General features: G+C 53.2%; 20 protein-coding genes and 5 tRNA genes. 3 read left to right on the top strand and 22 right to left on the bottom strand.

The genetic code is table 11. From position 1 onward, the window contains the following. Positions 1–120: 120 nt before the first annotated feature. Together AM379_RS14700 and zitB are read left to right on the top strand one after the other, a co-directional pair. Complete coding sequence (locus AM379_RS14700) at positions 121–501, top strand: YbgS-like family protein (protein WP_025204646.1); 381 nt, start codon at positions 121–123, stop codon at positions 499–501. A 106-nt stretch (positions 502–607) separates the two neighbouring features. Next, positions 608–1546 carry a CDF family zinc transporter ZitB gene (zitB, locus tag AM379_RS14695; protein WP_020884956.1) on the top strand — a complete coding sequence of 313 codons (939 nt, stop codon included), beginning with the start codon at positions 608–610 and terminating at the stop codon, positions 1544–1546. Here the strand turns inward: zitB and pnuC are convergent. The 20 genes from pnuC to mngA all read right to left on the bottom strand — a co-directional run bounded on the left by pnuC (position 1543) and on the right by mngA (position 18476). Continuing rightward, complete coding sequence (pnuC, locus tag AM379_RS14690) at positions 1543–2262, bottom strand: nicotinamide riboside transporter PnuC (protein WP_020884957.1); 720 nt, start codon at positions 2260–2262, stop codon at positions 1543–1545. The two genes, zitB and pnuC, sit on opposite strands and share 4 nt — an antisense overlap. A gap of 22 nt (positions 2263–2284) precedes the next feature. Then, entirely contained in the window at positions 2285–3328 is a 1044-nt protein-coding gene (gene nadA / locus AM379_RS14685; RefSeq protein WP_106503841.1) for a quinolinate synthase NadA, read from the bottom strand. Between the two features lie 235 nt (positions 3329–3563). Further along, positions 3564–3639 (bottom strand) — tRNA-Lys (locus AM379_RS14680). 31 nt (positions 3640–3670) lie between these two features. Beyond that, positions 3671–3746, bottom strand: a tRNA-Lys gene (locus AM379_RS14675). Positions 3747–3885: 139 nt separating this feature from the next. Then, positions 3886–3961, bottom strand: a tRNA-Lys gene (locus AM379_RS14670). 4 nt (positions 3962–3965) lie between these two features. After that, positions 3966–4041: transfer RNA gene (locus tag AM379_RS14665), tRNA-Val, on the bottom strand. 27 nt (positions 4042–4068) lie between these two features. Beyond that, positions 4069–4144, bottom strand: a tRNA-Lys gene (locus AM379_RS14660). Between the two features lie 161 nt (positions 4145–4305). Beyond that, positions 4306–5100 carry a cell division protein CpoB gene (gene cpoB / locus AM379_RS14655; protein WP_032677703.1) on the bottom strand — a complete coding sequence of 265 codons (795 nt, stop codon included), beginning with the start codon at positions 5098–5100 and terminating at the stop codon, positions 4306–4308. A gap of 9 nt (positions 5101–5109) precedes the next feature. Beyond that, positions 5110–5631, bottom strand: coding sequence for a peptidoglycan-associated lipoprotein Pal (gene pal, locus AM379_RS14650; RefSeq protein WP_003858578.1), 522 nt, complete (start codon positions 5629–5631; stop codon positions 5110–5112). Positions 5632–5666: 35 nt separating this feature from the next. Further along, a complete protein-coding gene (gene tolB / locus AM379_RS14645) occupies positions 5667–6959 on the bottom strand; it encodes a Tol-Pal system beta propeller repeat protein TolB (RefSeq protein ID WP_025204648.1) in 1293 nt (430 codons plus the stop codon). A 133-nt stretch (positions 6960–7092) separates the two neighbouring features. After that, complete coding sequence (gene tolA / locus AM379_RS14640) at positions 7093–8379, bottom strand: cell envelope integrity protein TolA (RefSeq protein ID WP_025204649.1); 1287 nt, start codon at positions 8377–8379, stop codon at positions 7093–7095. Positions 8380–8407: 28 nt separating this feature from the next. After that, the gene (gene tolR / locus AM379_RS14635) at positions 8408–8836 is read right to left on the bottom strand and encodes a colicin uptake protein TolR (protein WP_014169185.1); all 429 of its coding nucleotides are present in this window, start codon (positions 8834–8836) and stop codon (positions 8408–8410) included. 3 nt (positions 8837–8839) lie between these two features. Continuing rightward, positions 8840–9532, bottom strand: coding sequence for a Tol-Pal system protein TolQ (gene tolQ / locus AM379_RS14630; RefSeq protein WP_014169184.1), 693 nt, complete (start codon positions 9530–9532; stop codon positions 8840–8842). Further along, positions 9529–9933: a tol-pal system-associated acyl-CoA thioesterase gene (ybgC, locus tag AM379_RS14625; protein ID WP_014169183.1), complete on the bottom strand. Its 405-nt coding sequence runs from the start codon at positions 9931–9933 to the stop codon at positions 9529–9531. Before ybgC ends, tolQ begins: the two co-directional genes overlap by 4 nt. Positions 9934–10081: 148 nt before the next feature. Then, positions 10082–10372: a cyd operon protein YbgE gene (gene ybgE, locus AM379_RS14620; RefSeq protein ID WP_010428735.1), complete on the bottom strand. Its 291-nt coding sequence runs from the start codon at positions 10370–10372 to the stop codon at positions 10082–10084. After that, positions 10372–10485, bottom strand: a complete 114-nt coding sequence (gene cydX, locus AM379_RS14615) for a cytochrome bd-I oxidase subunit CydX (RefSeq protein WP_014169181.1) — start codon at positions 10483–10485, stop codon at positions 10372–10374. The genes ybgE and cydX overlap by 1 nt, the downstream gene beginning before the upstream one ends. Before the next feature lie 14 nt (positions 10486–10499). Continuing rightward, the gene (cydB, locus tag AM379_RS14610) at positions 10500–11639 is read right to left on the bottom strand and encodes a cytochrome d ubiquinol oxidase subunit II (protein ID WP_014169180.1); all 1140 of its coding nucleotides are present in this window, start codon (positions 11637–11639) and stop codon (positions 10500–10502) included. A 15-nt stretch (positions 11640–11654) separates the two neighbouring features. Further along, a complete protein-coding gene (gene cydA, locus AM379_RS14605; RefSeq protein ID WP_020884962.1) occupies positions 11655–13223 on the bottom strand; it encodes a cytochrome ubiquinol oxidase subunit I in 1569 nt (522 codons plus the stop codon). A gap of 678 nt (positions 13224–13901) precedes the next feature. Continuing rightward, positions 13902–16538 carry a mannosylglycerate hydrolase gene (gene mngB, locus AM379_RS14600; RefSeq protein ID WP_032677701.1) on the bottom strand — a complete coding sequence of 879 codons (2637 nt, stop codon included), beginning with the start codon at positions 16536–16538 and terminating at the stop codon, positions 13902–13904. A gap of 21 nt (positions 16539–16559) precedes the next feature. Continuing rightward, positions 16560–18476, bottom strand: a complete 1917-nt coding sequence (gene mngA / locus AM379_RS14595; RefSeq protein WP_032677700.1) for a PTS 2-O-a-mannosyl-D-glycerate transporter subunit IIABC — start codon at positions 18474–18476, stop codon at positions 16560–16562. 169 nt (positions 18477–18645) lie between these two features. Between mngA and AM379_RS14590 the strand changes: the two genes are divergently transcribed. Next, complete coding sequence (locus AM379_RS14590; protein WP_032677699.1) at positions 18646–19362, top strand: GntR family transcriptional regulator; 717 nt, start codon at positions 18646–18648, stop codon at positions 19360–19362. An 83-nt stretch (positions 19363–19445) separates the two neighbouring features. Here AM379_RS14590 and sucD read toward each other — a convergent pair whose 3' ends face one another. Both sucD and sucC read right to left on the bottom strand, forming a co-directional pair. After that, positions 19446–20315 carry a succinate--CoA ligase subunit alpha gene (sucD, locus tag AM379_RS14585; RefSeq protein WP_014169173.1) on the bottom strand — a complete coding sequence of 290 codons (870 nt, stop codon included), beginning with the start codon at positions 20313–20315 and terminating at the stop codon, positions 19446–19448. Next, positions 20315–21481 carry an ADP-forming succinate--CoA ligase subunit beta gene (sucC, locus tag AM379_RS14580; RefSeq protein WP_006809579.1) on the bottom strand — a complete coding sequence of 389 codons (1167 nt, stop codon included), beginning with the start codon at positions 21479–21481 and terminating at the stop codon, positions 20315–20317. Before sucC ends, sucD begins: the two co-directional genes overlap by 1 nt. Between the last annotated feature and the right edge of the window lie 28 nt (positions 21482–21509).

The following is a 21509-nucleotide window of genomic DNA, read 5'->3' as shown; positions in this document are numbered from 1 at the left end:
TGTTTGATTAAACGCGATTCCATACTGACGTAAGTCCGTATGACGGAATCTTTCGCCTCTGAAAAAGATGCACTGTTGGAAAATGTTATCCAGCGTAACGACAAGAACAGGAGCACCAAGATGAAAATGACGAAACTGGCAACCCTCTTCCTCACAGCCTCCCTTACCCTGGCAAGCGGCAGCGTCCTTGCCGCTGAGACGGGCTCAACAGATAACAACGGTGATGCAAATGCCGCGGCGGCGGCGGGTCAGGTCGCCCCTGATGCAAAACAGAATATCGCCCCGAATAATGTCGATAACAGCCAGATCAATACCGGGAACACCAATACCGGAGGCACGATGTTGCATCCGGACAGTAGCGGCTCAGGCACCATGAATCATGACACGATGAGTACCGATGAGATGCATAAGAACACCATGTGCAAAGACGGTAAGTGTCCGAATTCGAATGACAAAGTGGGCGACGATGCCAATACCAAAACGGATGGCACAACCCAATAATCCGTGACGGATGTAAACGTAAAAGGAGAGCTCTGGCTCTCCTTTCTTTTTGGAGTAAGCCATTAAAAACGCTACACTAAAAACAATAACAAAAAGGAAAGCTGATATGGCGCACACGCATTCACACACCCCGTCTCCTGGCGATGACAACGCTAAACGCCTTATGCTGGCCTTCGGCGTCACGGCAACGTTTATGGTTATCGAGGTCATTGGTGGCCTGGTTTCCGGCTCTCTGGCGCTTCTGGCGGATGCCGGACATATGCTTACCGATGCCGCCGCCCTGCTCTTCGCTCTGTTGGCCGTGCAGTTTGCCCGTCGTCCGCCTAACGCGCGTCATACCTTTGGCTGGCTGCGGCTAACCACTCTGGCGGCGTTTGTTAACGCTATTGCTCTGGTGGTTATCACCCTTCTTATCGTCTGGGAAGCCATACAGCGCTTTCGTCACCCTCAGCCGGTCGCCGGAGCGACAATGATGGTTATCGCCGTAGCAGGTCTGCTGGCGAATCTTCTGGCGTTCTGGATCTTGCATCGCGGCAGCGGGGAAAAGAACCTCAACGTGCGCGCTGCGGCTCTGCATGTTATGGGCGATTTACTGGGTTCCGTCGGCGCTATTGTGGCCGCGCTGGTGATCCTTTATACCGGCTGGACGCCCGTCGACCCGATTCTGTCCGTGCTGGTATCGTGTCTGGTATTGCGCAGTGCCTGGCGGCTGCTGAAGGAGAGCGTGAATGAACTGCTTGAAGGGGCGCCGGCATCCGTGGACATTGCCGAGCTTAAACGCAACCTGCGTCGTTCCGTGCCCGAGGTGCGCAATGTGCATCATGTTCACGTCTGGCTGGTGGGTGAGAAACCCGTCATGACATTGCACGTCCAGGTGATCCCTACCCATGACCATGATGGCCTGCTTGAGCGCATCCAGCACTTTCTCGAACATCACTATGAGATTGGCCACGCCACCATCCAGATGGAGTACCAGCCCTGTAACGGCCCGGACTGCCACCTGAACGAGGCGCAGTCCGGCCATTCACATCATCACCATCATTAGTTCGAAAGCGCGCGAGAGCCTCGCTCACGCGCGCTGTTAATCCACATCCGGCTCCCGTTCAGGGCAATGAAGGTCAGCAGCAGATACTCCAGCGACATCGCATAGACGCCCTGAAGTGCAAAAATAACCACGCTAATGACGTTAATGACGACCCAGAGCAGCCAGTTCTCAACGTATTTACGGGTCATCAGGATCATCGCAGCAATCGACAGCACCATCATGCAGGAGTCCCAGAACGGGAAAGCATCCGGCTGGAGTGATGGCATAGCGACATTCAGCCCGAGGCCAGACATTACCGACACCGCGACACGGGTCAGGAATGCAAACACCGGGTTGATATAGACGGTCATTAAACCAATGGCGACAACGCAGGCGACAAACCAGGCGATGGCTTTCGGTAAGGGCAGCCAGCGGATTTGCAGTTCCGCCTCCTGCTGGCTGTTCTGCCGCGACCACGCGTACCAACCGTAAATGTTCGCCGCAAAGAAGAACAACTGCAAAAGCAGGCTGGCGTACAGCTGGATCTGGAAGAAGATAATCGCAAAGAGCGTAACGTTAATTAACCCGAACGCGTAGTTGCTGATCTTCTCCAGGCTTGCCAGCCAGATACACAATAACCCAGCCAGCGTACCCACGGCCTCAATCCATGACAGGTCATAGCCACCTGCACCAATCGGTATATGAACCAGAATGTTCTGTGTGCTAAAAAAATCCATCTTTTCCCCAGGGCGTATTGAATTAAGTACGTAGTGTAGCCGCAAAATCCAGCATGCGGTTAAGCGGAATTAACGCACCTTCACGCAGAGCAGCATCCACATGGATTTCATGCGCTGCTCCGCCTTTCTCCAGGCCCTCAGCAATAGCTTTCAGGCCGTTCATCGCCATCCACGGGCAGTGCGCGCAGCTACGACACGTCGCCCCCTCGCCCGCCGTTGGTGCTTCAAGCAGCTCTTTCTCAGGCACGGCCTGCTGCATCTTATAGAAGATACCGCGGTCGGTTGCCACGATGAGCTGCTTGTGCGGCAGCGTCCTGGCAGCATTGATAAGCTGGCTTGTGGATCCCACGGCATCCGCCATGTCGACAATGGACTGCGGTGATTCCGGGTGAACAAGGATCGCTGCGTGCGGGTAAATCGCCTTCATGCGCGAGAGCGCCTGCGTCTTAAATTCATCATGAACAATACAGGCACCCTGCCAGCAAAGCACGTCAGCGCCGGTCTGCTTCTGCACGTAATTGCCGAGATGGCGGTCAGGCGCCCAGATGATTTTCTCGCCCAGGCTGTCCAGATGCTCAATCAGTTCAACGGCGATGCTTGACGTCACGACCCAGTCTGCCCGCGCTTTCACTGCGGCAGAGGTATTGGCATAGACCACCACGGTACGGTCCGGATGGGCGTCGCAGAAGGCCGAGAACGCATCAATCGGACAGCCGAGGTCGAGTGAACACTCCGCATGTAGCGTTGGCATCAGAATGGTTTTTTCAGGGCTGAGAATCTTTGCGGTTTCACCCATAAAGCGAACGCCTGCGACCAGTAACGTGGAAGCAGGATGTCTGGCACCAAAGCGTGCCATCTCCAGAGAGTCAGAGATGCAGCCCCCGGTCTCTTCCGCCAGTTGCTGGATTTCCGGGTCGGTGTAGTAATGTGCAACCATCACTGCATCTCGCTCTTTGAGAAGTCGTTTGATCTTCTCACGGTAAAACTGCTTCTCATCCTGACTCAGCGGGACAGGCTTTGGCGGGAAGGGATAGATTGCGGCTTCTGGATCAAACATCACGCTCATTATGGCTTCTCGTTTTACTGGCTTAACATTATTGCCTTTCTTTTGCATAACATAGCAAAACGGACGGCAAATGTGTTTTGTATACTAAACAAGATAGCGAATTTGCGAGAAAAAGTCACCGGAAATAGGTGCGCGTAGCACGCATCAGATGGCGACTTCGCCGGAGCCGACCTGCAAGGTCAAAATATGCGGAATACAGATAGCAAAAAAGCGCCTTTAGGGCGCTTTTTTACATTGGTGGGTCGTGCAGGATTCGAACCTGCGACCAATTGATTAAAAGTCAACTGCTCTACCAACTGAGCTAACGACCCCTTGCGGGATGTACTGCAAATCTATTCAGGCTGGTGGGTCGTGCAGGATTCGAACCTGCGACCAATTGATTAAAAGTCAACTGCTCTACCAACTGAGCTAACGACCCGCTTGGGTGTTGCCTGAATTTTTACTCATACCAATAACCTGGTGGGTCGTGCAGGATGACTCGGCTTCGCCTCGCCCTACGGGCTGTTGCTGTTGCAACGTTATCCTTCACGTTTAACATCTGAGTAAGACATTAAAATTGGTGGGTCGTGCAGGATTCGAACCTGCGACCAATTGATTAAAAGTCAACTGCTCTACCAACTGAGCTAACGACCCGGAGTGGTGGGTGATGACGGGCTCGAACCGCCGACCCCCTCCGTGTAAAGGAGATGCTCTACCAACTGAGCTAATCACCCACTCTGTACTACCGGAACTGCTTTAAGTGGTGGGTCGTGCAGGATTCGAACCTGCGACCAATTGATTAAAAGTCAACTGCTCTACCAACTGAGCTAACGACCCACTTTTACGCTGTTTTCACGTTGTTTGATATCCCGTGGCAACGGCGGCATATATTACTGATTTAAGAATTCAGCGCAACAAAAATTTCGATGAAGATCACTTAACTGCTTACGAATCATGCTGCACGACCAGAAATAACGCGATTTCTGGTCATGCGATAATCATCCCATCGAATTCAGACGTTTTTGCGCCTGCTTCGCACCTTCGGTGCCAGGGAATTTAGCAACCACCTGCTGATAAACCGCTTTCGCTTTCGCAGTGTCACCTTTGTCCTGCATGATGACGCCGACTTTAAACATCGCATCAGGCGCTTTTGGCGATTTCGGGTAATTTTTCACCACTGAGGCAAAATAAAACGCCGCATCGTCCTTTTTACCCTTGTTGTAATTCAGCTGACCGAGCCAATAATTTGCATTGGGCAGATAAGTAGAATCAGGGTATTTCTTCACAAAGTTCTGAAACGCAGCGATAGCGTCATCCTGACGAGATTGATCCTGTACCAGGGCAATGGCCGCGTTGTAGTCCGTATTCGCGTCACCGCTCTGAACAGGCGCTCCCGTCGAGGCCGAAGCATCTGCCGCAGGAGCAGGGGGCGACGTCGCCGCACCGCTCTGATCGCCTGCTGCTGGCTGCGCAGCTGCGCCACCGCTGCTGAGGCTATCCATCTGCAGCAAGATTTGCTTCTGACGTTCCACAACCTGGTTAAGCTGATACTGGCTTTCCTGAATCTGACCACGGAGAGAGTCAATATCGTTTTGGTTGTCGGAAAGTTGTTGCTGGAGTTGGGTTAAAAGCTGACTGTGAGCGTTAGAAATACGCTCGAGTTGAGTGACCCGGTCTTCTACCGAGCCTGAGCCGACACTACTGATTGGTGCCTGAGCAAAAGCGGCCCAGGGGGCCGCTATTCCAACCAGTAACGACAGACTCAACAGATGATGTCTGAAGTTACTGCTCATGCAATTCTCTTAGTAAACCAGTACGGCACGACGGTTTTTGGAGTAAGCCGCTTCGTCGTGACCCAGTACTGCAGGTTTTTCTTTACCGTAAGAAACGATGGAGATCTGGTCAGCAGAAACGCCTTTACCCTGCAGGTACATTTTAACGGCGTTAGCACGACGTTCACCCAGGGAGATGTTGTACTCTGGAGTACCACGTTCGTCCGCGTGACCTTCTACGGTGACTTTGTAAGACGGGTTGCTACGCAGGAAGTTAGCGTGAGCATCCAGCATCGCAGCGAAGTCAGAACGGATGTCGTATTTATCCAGATCGAAGTAAACGATGTTGTTCTGCTGCAGCTGCTGCATCTGAAGACGCGCTTGCTCTTCAGAAGACATGTTGCCATTGCCATTCGCGTCCATACCGGTACCGGCACCCATCATGCCTTCGCCGCTCTGGTCATTGCTTGCATTCTTGTTAGAAGAACACGCTGCGATTGCCATTACAGGCAGAGCGATCATCAGCCCCTTCAGCACTTTGTTCAGTTGCATTTCTATGATTCCTTTAGTAATCAATTAATTATTATTTACAGATACGGCGACCAGGCAGGTGATTTTACCTGTCCATCAGTTGCCGGAATACGCGCTTTGAAACGCCCATCTGTAGAAACCAGATTCAGCACAGATCCCATCCCCTGAGAAGAGCTGTAGATTACCATAGTGCCGTTAGGTGCCAGACTTGGCGTTTCATCCAGGAACGTTGACGACAGAACTTGAACGCCACCCGCTACCAGATCTTGTTTGGCAATGTGCTGCTGCCCACCGTTGGAGCTGACCATTACCATAAATTTACCGTCGCTGCTCACATCTGCGTTTTGGTTCTGCGAACCTTCCCAGGTAATACGCTGTGGAGCACCGCCGTTGACGTTCACTTTATAGATTTGTGGACGACCTGCCTGGTCAGACGTAAATGCCAGGTTCTGGCTGTCCGGGAACCAGGACGGTTCGGTGTTGTTGCTACGACCATCGGTCACCTGGCGAATTTGACCAGAGCCAATGTCCATCACGTACAGGTTCAGGCTACCGGTTTTAGAGAGCGCAAACGCCAGTTTGGTACCGTCCGGAGAGAACGAAGGCGCACCGTTGTGACGAGGGAACGACGCAACCTGGCGAACAGCACCGTTAGCCAGCGTCTGGATAACCAGCGCTGAACGACCGCTTTCGAAGGTAACATAAGCCAGTTTAGAACCGTCCGGAGACCAGGCTGGAGACATCAGCGGCTGAGAAGAACGTTTCACCAGGAACTGATTGTAACCATCGTAGTCAGATACGCGCAGCTCATACGGGAACTGACCGCCATTGGTCTGTACCACATAAGCAATACGGGTACGGAACGCACCTTTAATGCCGGTCAGTTTTTCAAATACCGCATCGCTGGCAGCGTGTGCCGCGTAGCGCAGGTACTGTTTAGTGACCTTGTAAGAGTTCTGTGCCAGAACGGTACCCGGTGCACCGCCGGTATCAACCAGCTGCCAGGCAACGTTGTAAGAGCCGTCCGGGTTAGGTGTAACCTGACCAACAACGACAGCATCAATACCGAGTGCAGACCATGCAGCAGGCTGTACTTCCTGCGCGCTGCCCGGCTGCTGAGGCAGACGAGAACGATCTAATGGGTTGAATTTACCGCTGTTACGCAGGTCAGCCGCAACGATGCCACCGGCATCTTCAGGCGCAGCGCCAGGACCGGCCCACTGGAACGGAACAACACCGATTGGTCGTGCCGAATCCACCCCCTGGGTGATCTCGATACGTACTTCTGCGTGCAGTACTGCTGCCCACAGCATTAAAAAACCAAATGCTACACGTAATGCCTGCTTCATCATATCTCCCTTATCCGGGTAACCTTACCCACGATAATTTAGCAGAATGTTAACAAACCCAAATAGACAAAACTACTAAACCCTGTGACTAACCCTGGTCTATTTTTCCCCGTTTGCACGGGGAAAATGTAACTTAAGGTTTGAAGTCCAGCGGTGCATTTTTAAAGACTTCGTAGACTGCCTGTGACGGCGGCTTAGGCATCTTAGCCTGCCGCGCTGCGGCAAGTGCTGCAGTACATAAAGCGGGATCGCCACCTTCGGACTTAATATCAAGGAGCATGCCATCCGGCGCCAGTTTTATACGCAGCGTGCACGTTTTACCGGTGTAGGAAGACGCATCATAGAATCGGCTTTCGATAGCGGATTTAATCTGCGCGGCATAACCGTTGATTTCTGCACCAGAAGCACCGTTACTCTTAGTGTTACCACTTCCTGTTGGTGCTGCATTGTTTCCTTTCGCACCACCGCCCGCTTTCGGCGCATTCTTACCAGAACTCAGGTCGCCCAGGAGATCGTCAACGCCAGCGGCATCCGCGGCTTTCTCAGCGGCGGCCGCTTTTTTGGCGGCGGCTTTCTCTGCAGCTGCTTTCTTATCGGCAGCAGCTTTTTCTGCTGCAGCTTTTTTGTCAGCAGCCGCTTTCTCGGCGGCGGCTTTCTTCTCTGCTGCGGCTTTTTCAGCAGCGGCCGCTTTTTCTGCTGCAGCCTTCTCGGCAGCAGCCGCTTTCTTCGCAGCATCGGCAGCAGCTTTCTTCTCTGCTTCCTGAGCGGCTTTCTTCGCGGCTTCCGCTTCAGCTTTTTTCTGAGCATCAGCAGCAGCTTTTTTTGCCGCTTCCGCTTCAGCTTTCTTCTGAGCATCAGCAGCGGCTTTCTTCGCCGCTTCGGCTTCAGCTTTCTTCTGAGCATCGGCTGCGGCTTTCTTCGCTGCTTCCGCCGCTAATTTTGCCTGGGCATCAGCTTGTGCTTTCGCGTCCGCCGCGGCTTTGGCTGCCGCCTCTTCCGCCTGCTTCTGCTGTTCCTGAGCTTTCTTCGCGGCCTCTTCAGCTTGCTTCTGCTGTTCCGCCTGCTCTTTCGCCGCTTCCTGCGCCTGCAAACGTTCTTTCTCAAGCTGCTTCAGTCGCTCCTGCTCAGCGGCCTGCTTTTCACGCAGTTCTTCCGCTTGCTGTTGCGCCTGTTTTTCACGCTGCTCTTCAGCCCGTTTTGCACTCGCCTTCTGCTGTTGCTCGCGGTTATAGTTCTGCACTACCGCACCGGGATCCACCATGACGGCGTCAATGGAAGAGCCTCCACCGCCGCCCGATGATGCATCAATGTGCTCGTCGAACGAACTCCAGATCAGCACTGCAAAAAGAATAACGTGCAGCACTGCGGAGACGATTATCGCTCGCTTAAGCTTGTCGTTCTGTTCGGTTGCCTTTGACACTATCGGTTCCCAAAAACTACGCAGATGATCAAATAGGCTGAGTCATTAAGCCAACTGACTTAACGCCCGCGCTATGTAGCAAGTTCAGCGCTTTAATAATTTCATCGTATGGTACGTCTTTCGCGCCACCGATTAAGAAGACCGTTTTCGGATTTGACTCCAGGCGTCGCTGCGCTTCAGCAATAACCTGCTCAGGTGGCAGTTGATCCATACGATCTTTTTCTACCACTACGCTGTATTGCCCTACACCGGAAACCTCAATGATGACCGGAGGATCGTCATTGGTGCTTACCGCCTGTGATTCTGTCGCATCCGGCAGATCAACCTCCACGCTCTGGGTAATGATGGGTGCTGTCGCCATGAAGATCAGCAGCAGTACCAACAGAACGTCCAGCAGTGGAACGATATTGATTTCGGACTTGAGCTCGCGACGATTTCGTCCACGCGATCTGGCCATGGTTTACCCCTTGTTACTCTCGGTACTGGTAAACGCCTGACGGTGCAGAATCGCGGTGAACTCTTCCATAAAGTTGTCGTAGTTCAGTTCCAGTTTATTCACGCGCTGGTTCAGACGGTTGTAAGCCATAACCGCCGGGATCGCCGCAAACAGACCGATAGCGGTCGCAATCAGTGCTTCTGCAATACCCGGGGCAACCATCTGCAACGTCGCCTGCTTCACCGCCCCCAGGGCGATAAAGGCGTGCATAATCCCCCAGACCGTACCAAACAGACCGATATACGGGCTGATGGAACCAACGGTCCCCAGGAAAGGAATATGCGTTTCAAGGTTTTCCAGCTCGCGATTCATGGAGATACGCATCGCACGCGAGGCACCTTCCACGACCGCTTCGGGCGCGTGGCTGTTTGCGCGATGCAAACGAGCAAACTCTTTGAATCCGCTATAGAAAATCTGTTCGGAGCCTACGAGGTTATCACGGCGTCCCTGGCTTTCCTGATACAGACGAGAAAGCTCAATACCCGACCAGAACTTATCTTCAAACGCTTCTGCTTCACGGCCAGCCGCATTGAGGATACGCGTTCTCTGGATGATGATGGCCCAGGATGCGATTGAAAAACCAATCAAAATCAACATGATAAGTTTAACCAGAAGGCTTGCCTTCAGGAACAAATCAAGGATATTCATGTCAGTCACTGCTTAAACTCCGCGACAATAGACTTAGGAAGCGCACGAGGCTTCATTATGGTTGGATCAACACAGACGATCAGGACTTCAGCTGAGTTCAGTACCGTATTTTCTGCATTGACTATCCGCTGCGTGAAAACCATTGAGGTTCCGCGCATTGATGTAATTTCAGTTTGGACTTCGAGCATATCGTCGAGTCTGGCAGGCGCAAAATACTCAAGCGTCATCTTGCGAACCACGAAGGCAACTCGCTCAGCCAACAGCTCCTGTTGACTAAAGTGATGATGGCGCAGCATCTCTGTGCGTGCCCGTTCATAAAAAGCAACGTAGCTGGCGTGGTAAACCACACCCCCGGCATCGGTATCTTCGTAATAGACACGAACCGGCCATCGAAACAGCGTTGTATTCACTTTACATCCCGGTAATGCAACAAAAGTTAGAGCTTTTAAACTTCGCTACTATACGCGCGGGAAAGATGGTTTGGAATGGGAGAAAGTAAACGGAGAGTAAATTTTTATGGGCCAGGGTAAGCCCATATCATTAACGGACATTTCTTATTCAGAAGAAGAAGAAAATCAAGCCAGCGAGAAGCACCAGATCGGCGATAAGTGGGCAGAAAATCCCCTGCCAGTGCACCGCTTTCGGACGAAAGCCTACGCCGTGGATCACACCTGCGCACACCGCCCACATAATGAGGAAGCCGTGCCAGATCTCAAGCTCGCTGGTCTTCGCTGCAAAGCGCGAAGGGTCCCAGAAGATACAACCTGCCAGCAGTAATGCCATCACTAAAGAAAGCGCCCTTAACGGGCGCTTATCCATTACCGCGTAAAGCGTCGCGATAATGTTCATTAGTGTTTGTCTTCACCTGCTTTAGACGCTTCGACGTGCTCAAGCGCCAGGGCAGTAATGACACCAAATGCACAGGCAAGAAGCGTCCCTAAAATCCATGCGAAATACCACATATTCAGCTCCTTACTTAGTACAGAGAATGAGTGTTGCTTTCAATATCTTCTTTCGTGATACGACCGAACATTTTCCAGTAACACCAGGCGGTGTACAGCAGGATAATCGGTACGAACACGCAAGCAACATACGTCATCAGGTTAAGCGTCAGCTGGCTGGACGTTGCATCCCACATGGTCAGGCTTGCATTCATCATCGTGCTGGACGGCATGACGAATGGGAACATCGCGATACCTGCAGTCAGAATAATGCACGCCAGCGTCAGTGAGGAAAATACAAATGCCAGGGCACCTTTTTCCAGACGTGACGTCAGTATCGTCAGCAGCGGCAGCAACACACCCAGAGCCGGAATAGCCCACAGAACAGGCATATTGTTGAAGTTCACCAGCCACGCGCCAGCCTGACGCGCCACTTCTTTCGTCAGCGGGTTAGACGGTGCCGTGTGGTTAATTGCAGACGTAATGACATAACCGTCGATACCGTACATCACCCATACGCCGGCCAGTGCGAAGCACACCAGGGTAATAAGCGCAGCAACCTGCGCCGTTGCACGAGAGCGAAGATGCAATTCACCTACGGTACGCATCTGCAGATAGGTCGCACCCTGAGTAATGATCATTGCCACACTCACCACGCCTGCCAGCAGACCAAACGGATTCAGCAACTGGAAGAAGTTACCGGTGTAGTAAAGACGCATGTATTCATCGATGTGGAACGGTACACCCTGCAGCAGGTTACCGAACGCCACGCCAATCACTAGCGGTGGAACGAAGCTACCAATGAAGATGCCCCAGTCCCACATGTTGCGCCAGCGGGTGTCTTCAATCTTGGAACGGTAGTCGAAACCAACCGGACGGAAGAATAAAGAAGCCAGCACCAGAATCATCGCCACATAGAAACCGGAGAACGCAGCCGCGTAGACCATCGGCCAGGCAGCGAACAGCGCGCCGCCTGCGGTGATCAGCCACACCTGGTTACCGTCCCAGTGCGGGGCGATGGAGTTAATCATGATTCGACGCTCGGTGTCATTACGACCGAGGAAACGGGTGAGCATCCCCACCCCCATGTCGAAACCGTCAGTGACTGCGAAACCGATCAGCAGAATACCGACCAGCAGCCACCAGATAAAACGCAATACTTCATAATCGATCATTTGATGACTCCTGTCTTAGCGTGCCGGCTGAGTAGTCGCACCGGACTGCTCGTAGTGATAGCGACCGGTTTTCAGGCTGCTTGGGCCAAGGCGCGCGAACTTGAACATCAGGAACAGTTCAGCCACCAGGAACAGGGTGTACAGACCACAAATCAGCAGCATGGAGAAGATCAGATCGCCTGCAGTCAGAGAGGAGTTCGCTACCGCCGTTGGCAGCACCTCACCGATCGCCCATGGCTGACGGCCATATTCCGCAACAAACCAGCCGGATTCGATAGCAATCCACGGCAGTGGGATACCATACAGCGCGGTACGCAACAGCCATTTTTTCTCACCGATGCGGTTACGAATCACGGACCAGAAGGACGCCGCAATGATCAGCAGCATGATGATGCCGCAGCCCACCATGATACGGAATGCGAAGTACAGTGGCGCCACGCGTGGAATGGAGTCTTTGGTCGCCATCTGGATCTGCGCTTCCGTCGCGTCGGAGACGTTCGGGGTATAGCGTTTCAGCAGCAGACCGTAACCCAGATCTTTCTTCACATCGTTGAACTGGTCACGCACGGCCTGGTCGGTAGAACCCGCACGCAGCTGCTCCAGCAGCGCGTAGGCTTTCATACCGTTACGGATACGGCCTTCATGCTGCACCATCAGCTCTTTCAGACCCGTCACCTGCTTGTCGACGGAGCGGGTAGCAATGATGCCGAGCGCGTAAGGAATTTGAATGGCGAAGCGGTTTTCCTGTGCATCCTGGTCGGGAACACCGAACAGAGTAAAGGCAGCAGGCGCGGGTTGGGTTTCCCATTCGGCTTCGATAGCGGCCAGTTTGGTTTTCTGCACGTCACCCATTTCGTAACCGGATTCATCACCCAGCACGATAACAGAGAGGATTGCAGCCATACCGAAGCTTGCAGCGATAGCAAAGGAGCGCTTAGCAAACGCGAAGTCACGACCACGCAGCATGTAGTAAGAGCTGATGCCCAGTACAAACATCGCACCGCACACATAGCCAGACGCCACGGTGTGAACGAATTTAACCTGTGCGACCGGGTTCAGCACCAGTTCGGCAAAGCTGACCATCTCCATACGCATAGTTTCGAAGTTGAAATCAGACGCGATAGGGTTCTGCATCCAGCCGTTCGCGACCAGGATCCACAGTGCGGACAGGTTCGAACCGAGTGCCACCAGCCAGGTCACCGCCATATGCTGGACTTTGCCCAGACGGTCCCAACCGAAGAAGAACAGACCTACAAAGGTGGATTCGAGGAAGAAGGCCATCAGACCTTCAATGGCCAGCGGCGCACCGAAGATATCCCCAACGTAGTGAGAATAGTAAGACCAGTTAGTCCCGAACTGGAACTCCATGGTCAAACCGGTAGCCACGCCCAGTGCAAAGTTGATACCAAACAACTTGCCCCAGAACTTGGTCATATCTTTATAAATCTGTTTGCCGGAGAGGACGTAGACCGTTTCCATGATGGCCAGCAGGAACGCCATACCGAGCGTTAGTGGCACAAACAGGAAGTGGTACATCGCGGTCAAGGCAAACTGTAAGCGCGACAGTTCGACTATATCTAACATCATGACTCCTTGCTCATCGCATGAAGACTCCGAGAGTGAACCCCGTTAGAAAAGGATTCACACACATGCCCCAATACAAATTATTCGCATCCATGTCGTCGCGCTTAGCCTGAGAAAGGATAAAAGCAATGACGATAGGTTACAAATACGTTAATAAAAAACTCAAATTGATCCCGCAAATATAATACGCTGCAAAACCCTTACAATAAACAGGTTTTTATTGAATCACATTTACGTTTTTCGACGGCGATCAATTTATAGCAAAATTACCACTTTTCAGCCATTTTGATCGGGGACAATTTACCGCCTTTCGACACCTTTTTCCAAGGATTAAACTTTGATTTAAATCAAAAAGCACCGTTTCTGTTAACCATGTTTAAATGTGGTGTGAATGGTAAAAACCTTGTTAATGCTATGTGTACGACGAGATATTTGGAGTTATCAAAAGCAAGAAAGAATATAAACAGACGTGATTTATTTTAACGCTGAAGAACAACGCATCTTTACATTCGCGTTAACGTATAAAGGTAGTCGTCAGCGCGTTTTTTTTCCATTATGCGACGACAGCCGCAGATAATTACATTTATTTTACCTGCGACACGCTTAAAATTAACACCTCAATGTGACTATTCAATAAAAAAGGCTGCCCTGCGTGCAGCCTTTTGTTCACTTCAGACGCTACCTTTCCGTTTTCAGGCTAAAAGTCCGCGATTGCCCAGGCCTGAACAGGCCCGTAATGCCCTTTTCTTCTCCCCTGCCTGCCAGCACCTGTTCATTTAAATCCGTCTCGCAACAGCCTTTAAGGGTCTGATTCCACGATAAAGAGGCATCACAGGACACAGATTCCGACGGATTGAACAGACGAAGGATAAGCGCGTCCCGATCCTCCGCCTTTTTTATCGCGCTCATAACACAGCCTGTCGGCGAAAGGGTCAGCAGGCTGTATCTGTCCGGCGTGCTGAACGGCGCACGGTTAAGCTTCATGGCATCCCAGGGGATTTTGTTATAACACTGGACGGGGGTAAGCCACGCTTTCGCCTGCTGAGCAACGCCGGCGTTCTCGGGAGAGCCGCTAAAACTCAGAAGGCTAAAACGGCAATCGAGCCTGCCCCGAAGCTGCGAGTCCGGAACGGCCATTTTTATGCCGGACGGTCGGCCCGGGCGCAACAGCAAATCTTTCTTTCCCAGCACGCCCACACCGCGTAGAAGGGTCAGAGCAAACGCTTTTTCTGCCTCCCCGACCACTTCAAATTCGCGTAACCCTTCTGTGAACAGGGCAAGCCCGTTTCGTTTCTGCTGCAGCACGGCGTAGTTAAGTAAATTCCAGACGGGAACCGGTGCCTCTTTCCAGCCCTCTTCTTGCCAGTTAGCCATCGCGTCATCGCGAACCGGGCGCGTTATGGAGCCAAACTGCGTATCTGACAGTACCTGCTCCGTCATAAACGGCGTCGGGATAAGCACGCGGACCCGGTGATCGTCAGCCTGATTATCCAGACGCGCCACAACATCTACACGCCTGCTGTTATGGCTGAGTGTAACCTCAAATTCCACCGCAAGAGCGCCATTGCGCAGGCGGGCCGACCGCTCGGCCAGGTTTGCCGGAACGGCGATGCGATGCTGGATCACCGCCCTGCTCTGCCAGGCTTCCTGTATCACCTCAACATGATGCTGCCCGTGCGCTGAAGTGAGCCGCCACTCTTCCCGGGAAGGCGAGTAGTCGTACTCATCGCCATCATCCGACCCCTCTTCAATTTCCAGTACGCGGTCATAAATAAGTCCGGATTCTTTATCACGCAGGCGCAGCGTGCCATCGTCATTTATATCAATTTGCCAGAAGGCGTTTTCCAGCAGAGCATCCGTTTTTGCCCTCGCGGGAAGCCTCTTTTCAGGAGCCTGGGGCTCGATGTAAAGCGTGCGGTATCCCATCGCGGGCAGGATCTGACAGATTTGGATATCAAACTCCATAAACGGATCGTAATTACCATAGTGCACGATTTGCCGGTCAATCAGCCCCGGGTCAATTTCCCGGGCGCGGCGAATAAAACAGGGGATCTCATTGCCTTTATCATCCCGCAACCGGAACTGGCTCGCGCGCAGACGAAGGGTGGTGTTAATCACCTCTTCACGGGGCCAGGGCATCAGATTGAACATCACCAGCTTGTCGGCCTCGCTTTGCGGCATATTGTCGACAATCTTGCGCATCGAGAAACGCGTGAGGTTATCGGCCATGTCTTCAGCGAGCGCAAACCGGGCCATAATCTCACGATGCACTTTGTCGCTGCAGCAGCAGCCAATGCTGTCGTGAGCATGATTCTTGAGGATCTCTTTCCACATTTTCTCCAGCAAACCGTGGTGATACTCGAAGCCCAGCATCCAGGCGAGGGCCGCCAGCGGTTCGAGGATATTCACGATTTTGTTTTCAATGCGGGCATGGGCAATTTTGATGTCCATCCGTGTGGAGCCGATTGTCCGGTGTACACGCATGTATTTGCCGTCGATAAACTCCCCTTTCAGCGTCGCCAGTTCGTCACGGTGCGCTTCAGTATGTTCAAAGACCTCCTCAAACCGGCTCATCACAAATTTCCGCTGCGGGTAAATCTTTCGAAGGGTATCCATCACCGCGAAAATGTTCTGCTGGAGGGGCATCTGGTCGTGACCGTTAGGCAGCAGAATCTCTTTCGTCACGGAAGCGTTCTCCAGCAATGTAAGCCAGGTATCGAGCCGTTTACGCAGCCCCGCTTCATCCTCCGGTAAGTACTTACCAATCGCGTAGCCCAGCGGTAGTACCTGCGCCGTAACTTCGCTGCCGTCTGCGCTCTGCCATAAAAATTCTGTTTTATCGGTGCCGTGACGCTCAGAACATCCGCGCCAGAACAGCGTGCGGGTGATACCAAAGCCGTTATAGATATGCGGAAGTTGCCCGGACATGCCAAACGAATCCGGCAGATACCCTATTTTCATCGGCTCACCAAATTCCATGCAGTCGCGCATCCCATACATCAGATTGCGAACGATCGATTCGCCGCTGACTATCGTGGTGTCGGTCTGGGTATACCACGGCCCGATAATCAGCTTTCCGCGCTCAACCAGCGCTTTTATCCGGGGCCGGTTGTCCGGCACGACGGCGAAGTAATCCTCCAGTACCGCGGTCTGTCCATCAAGAACGTAGTATTTATACTCTTCGTCCTGCTCCAGACGGGTCAGGATCTCCTCCATGTTATTGACCAAAAGGATCCGTGACGCTTCGGTGGTGAAATACCACTCACGGTCCCAGTGCATATGTGGCGTGATATGAACGCGAGATACAGCTTTCATCTTCGTTTCCTGTAAATGAATTTATGGCGTGACGTCTTCCGTCAGGTATTTGCCTTTTTTTACGCCCTGACGTCGCCAGAACAGTAAGATGAGCGTAGAGAGCGTCGTTCCCCCCAGCGCAGCGCCAAACCAGCCTGCCGCCGCGATCGCGCCACCCATCCCCGCGTCATGCAGTAAAAAGAGAGAGAAGATGCCCGCTCCCGGCGTAGACAACCCGATGCCCATTGCACCGATAATCGCCCCTGTTGCCATCGAGCCAACAACAAACGAGCCAATCACCCGCAGCGGATCTTCAATGGCCATCGGAATTGCCCCTTCGGTGATCCCCGCAAGGCCCAGCAGCCACGTCGACTTGCCGGTTTCGATTTCAAACGGTTTAAAGAGATGCGGTGCCAGCATGGTTGAAGCCGTGACGGTAAAAGCCGAGACCATTTTGACGGAAGCAAAAATGGCATACGGCCCGTAAACGCCGTTGGCCATGGCCCCCAGACAGAACGCATAGGCCGCTTTGTTGACCGGTCCCCCTAAATCGAACGAGCACATAAAACCGAGCAGAGTGCCCAGTAGCAGCGCATTGGCACCGGAGAGCCCGTTAAGCCATGCCGTGAGGGAGGTGTTGATCCACGCGACCGGCTCGCCGATCACGAACAGCATCAGGCTGCCCGCGCCCAGCACGCCAATCACCGGGTAGAGGTAATAGGTTAAAAAACCGTTATAGCGCTGACTCAGACGGATATGGTTTTTCACCCAGCGCATCAGATAGCCGGCAATCAGGCCACCTGCAATCGCCCCTAAAAAACCTGAACCGATCATATTGGCGGCAAGACCGGCCGCAAAACCCGACGCCAGAGCAGGTTTATCTGCCAGCGAGTAGGCGGTATACGCGGCCAGTACCGGCACCATTAACGTGCCTAACATCCCCCCGCCGAGTTTGCGATACATCCACAGCCATGAGTTCTCTTGCTCAAACAGATGCTGTAATCCCAACATCTGTGCCAGCAATACCGCGACGGCCAGCACCGTGCCTCCCGCCACAATCAGCGGCACGGCAAAGGAAATACCGCTGAGCAGGGCCTGCTTAAGCTCCGTTTTAAGGCTTTTGCTCACATCATTGCCGGTTTGCACATGGCGATGCGTTCCCTCGGGGGGTAAGGCCAACGCACGCTTAATAAGCGCTTCGGCATGGCGAAGCGGTTCCGCGACCGGCACGGACAGCGTCGGGATACCCTGAAAACGCTCGCTCTCTTTGAGGGCCACTTCTGCGGCAATGATACAGGCCTGCGCAGTGCGTAACTGCTGCGCGGTCAACCGCCCTTCGATACCGTTCGCCCCCTGCTTTTCCACCACCACGTTTACGCCAAGCTTACGCCCCGCTTTTTCCAGATACTCAGCGGCCATATAGGTATGCGCAATGCCGGCGGGGCATGCAGTTACACAAACGATGGTTGGCGCATCCACGAACGCGACAACGTCATCTTCCTGTGGCGCATCGTCCAGCGCGGCGAGTAGCGCTGCTGCCGTGGTAGCCGCCATGACGCGCGCCCGAAGAGTTTCATCCGCCAGACGAGAAGTAAGTTCCGTCAGCACCTGGATATGGGTTGAGCCAGCTTCAGTCGGCGGAATGGCAAGCAGGAAAATCAGCTCGACATTTTCCGGGCCATCCACGCCTTCCCAGTTCAGCGGTTCACGCAGGGTGGCTACGGCAAAAGCCGCCTCTTTCACCACCGCTGATTTACCATGCGGGACTGCCAGCCCTTCGCCGAGCGCGGTAGGGCCTAGCGATTCCCGATGAAAGACTTCGGTTAAAAACGCATTGCCGTCGGTAATTTTGCCGAGCGTCACCAGCCGCATCGTGAGCTGGCGTATTGCTTCATCACGACTGGTGTACTGCGCCTGCACGCAGACAGCGTCGGGATGGGTCAGGGTCGTCAGGTTCATCAGGATCCTCACACTCAAGGGGAATTATTCCGGAGCAATTGTGACAGACAAACTAATACCTTTATGTGATCATTTTCACTAACACCAACAATTTGTATTTAATTTGTATTATTTACAAATTCTGTGCTGGAGGCATAATTCCGTGAAAAGGTATTAGAAGGCAGACGACATGGGCAATAAACCGATGTACCGGCAGATAGCGGATGCGCTTCGCGAGAAAATTACCGCCGGCGAGTTAAAACCCGGTGACGCGTTACCGACGGAATCCAGCCTGCAGGAGACATTTAGCGTCAGTCGCGTCACGGTGAGGCAGGCACTGAAGCTCCTCACTGAAGAGCAGATTATCGAGAGCATTCAGGGCAGCGGTTCCTATGTGAGAGAGGAGCGCGTCAATTACGACATTTATCGGCTTACCGGCTTTTATGAAAAACTGGCGGACCGAAACGTCGATACCCACAGCGACGTAAAAACATTCGAAGTGATCAAAGCGGATGTGAAACTGGCTGAGACGCTTAACATTCGCCCGGATGACAAAGTGTGGCATGTCAAACGGGTCCGCTTTATTAAGCAAAAACCGGTGAATCTGGAAGAGACGTGGATGCCGCTGGCGATGTTCGCCGACCTCACCTGGGAGGTGATGGAAAATTCCAAATATCACTACATCGAACAGATCAAGAAAATGGTTATCGATCGCAGTGAACAGGAACTGGTTCCGATCATGCCCTCTCAGGAGGCGATCGACGCGCTGGCGCTGGATCCGGCAAAACCGATACTGGAAAAGGTGTCACGCGGCTTTCTGAAGGATGGGCGGGTGTTTGAATACAGCCGTAACGTGTTTAACAGCGACGATTACAAATTCACGCTGGTCGCGAAACGCAGGCATTAAAAAAGGCCGCTTTACAGCGGCCAACCATGTCGAAACGGACACTTATTACTTCAACGCTCCCTTTTACAGGGAGCAGAGAGGATTTACTTAATGATGGATTTCAGTGCTTCGCCGATATCCGCCAGGCTGCGAACGGTTTTCACGCCTGCGGCTTCCAGCGCGGCGAATTTCTCATCAGCCGTACCTTTACCGCCTGCGATAATCGCGCCTGCGTGACCCATACGCTTACCTTTCGGCGCTGTCACACCTGCAATATAACCGACCACCGGCTTGGTCACATGTTCTTTGATATACGCAGCCGCTTCTTCTTCTGCGCTACCGCCGATTTCACCGATCATCACGATCGCTTCGGTCTGCGGATCTTCCTGGAACATTTTCAGGATATCAATGAAGTTAGAACCTGGGATAGGGTCACCACCGATGCCCACACAGGTGGACTGGCCGAAACCGTAGTCGGTAGTCTGCTTAACCGCTTCGTAGGTCAGCGTACCGGAACGGGAGACGATACCCACTTTACCCGGTTTGTGAATGTGACCCGGCATGATGCCGATTTTGCATTCGCCTGGGGTGATAACGCCCGGGCAGTTCGGGCCGATCATGCGCACGCCCGCTTCATCCAGCTTCACTTTCACGGTCAGCATATCCAGCGTCGGGATACCTTCGGTGATGGTGATGATGAGCTTGATGCCCGCGTCAATCGCTTCCAGAATCGAGTCTTTGCAGAATGGAGCCGGAACGTAAATAACGGTCGCGGTCGCGCCCGTCGCTTCAACTGCTTCGCGCACGGTGTTGAATACCGGCAGGCCCAGGTGCGTGGTGCCGCCTTTACCTGGCGTTACGCCACCAACCATCTGCGTGCCGTAGGCAATCGCCTGTTCGGAGTGGAAAGTCCCCTGGCTACCGGTGAAGCCCTGGCAGATAACCTTGGTATCTTTATTAATTAAAACTGACATTATTTCCCCTCCACTGCGGCAACAACCTGCTGAGCTGCATCCGTCAGACTTTTCGCTGCAATAATATTCAGGCCGCTGTCAGCCAGTTTTTTCGCGCCGAGTTCAGCGTTGTTACCTTCCAGACGCACCACAACCGGGACGTTAACACCCACTTCTTCTACCGCACCGATGATACCGTCTGCGATCAGGTCGCAACGCACGATACCGCCGAAGATGTTAACCAGCACGGCTTTGACGTTGTCATCAGAGAGGATGATTTTGAACGCTTCGGTTACACGCTCTTTGGTTGCGCCACCGCCCACGTCGAGGAAGTTTGCAGGCTCACCGCCGTGCAGCTTAACGATGTCCATGGTGCCCATCGCCAGGCCTGCGCCGTTAACCATGCAGCCGATGTTGCCATCCAGCGCCACGTAGTTCAGTTCCCACTGTGCAGCCTGCGCTTCACGCGGGTCTTCCTGAGACTGGTCGCGCATTTCACGCAGATCCGGCTGGCGGAACAGTGCGTTGCCGTCAGCGCCCAGTTTGCCGTCGAGGCAGATCAGGTCGCCCTGAGTGGTGATGACCAGCGGGTTGATCTCGATCAGCGCCAGGTCGCGCTCCAGGAAGATGGTGGCCAGACCCATGAAGATCTTGGTGAACTGCTGAACCAGCTTGCCTTCCAGACCCAATTTGAACGCCAGCTCACGGCCCTGGTAAGGCATTGGGCCTGCCAGCGGATCGATCGCCACTTTGTGGATCAGGTGTGGCGTCTCTTCTGCCACTTTCTCGATTTCCACGCCGCCTTCGGTAGACGCCATGAACACCACACGACGGGAGCTACGGTCAACAACCGCGCCCAGGTACAGTTCTTTCGCGATGTCAGTTGCAGCTTCAACCAGGATCTGGTTGACAGGCTGACCGTTCGCATCTGTCTGGTACGTTACCAGACGCTTGCCGAGCCAATGTTCAGCAAACGCACGAATCTCTTCTTTACTCTTAACAACCTTCACACCGCCCGCTTTACCACGGCCACCAGCGTGAACCTGACACTTAACTACCCAAGGGCCGGAACCGATTTTAGATGCGGCTTCTTCTGCTTCACGCGGGGTAGTACAGGCATAACCCACCGGAGCCGGTAAGCCATACCGGGCAAACAGCTGTTTGGCCTGATATTCATGTAAGTTCATGTGTTCTATCCATCCTTCAGGTAATCGT

The organism is Enterobacter cloacae complex sp. FDA-CDC-AR_0132, from assembly GCF_003010695.1.
Lineage (GTDB): Bacteria > Pseudomonadota > Gammaproteobacteria > Enterobacterales > Enterobacteriaceae > Enterobacter > Enterobacter ludwigii.
Note: the sequence above shows the minus strand (reverse complement) of the source record. Positions and strands in the feature narration are given on the sequence as shown.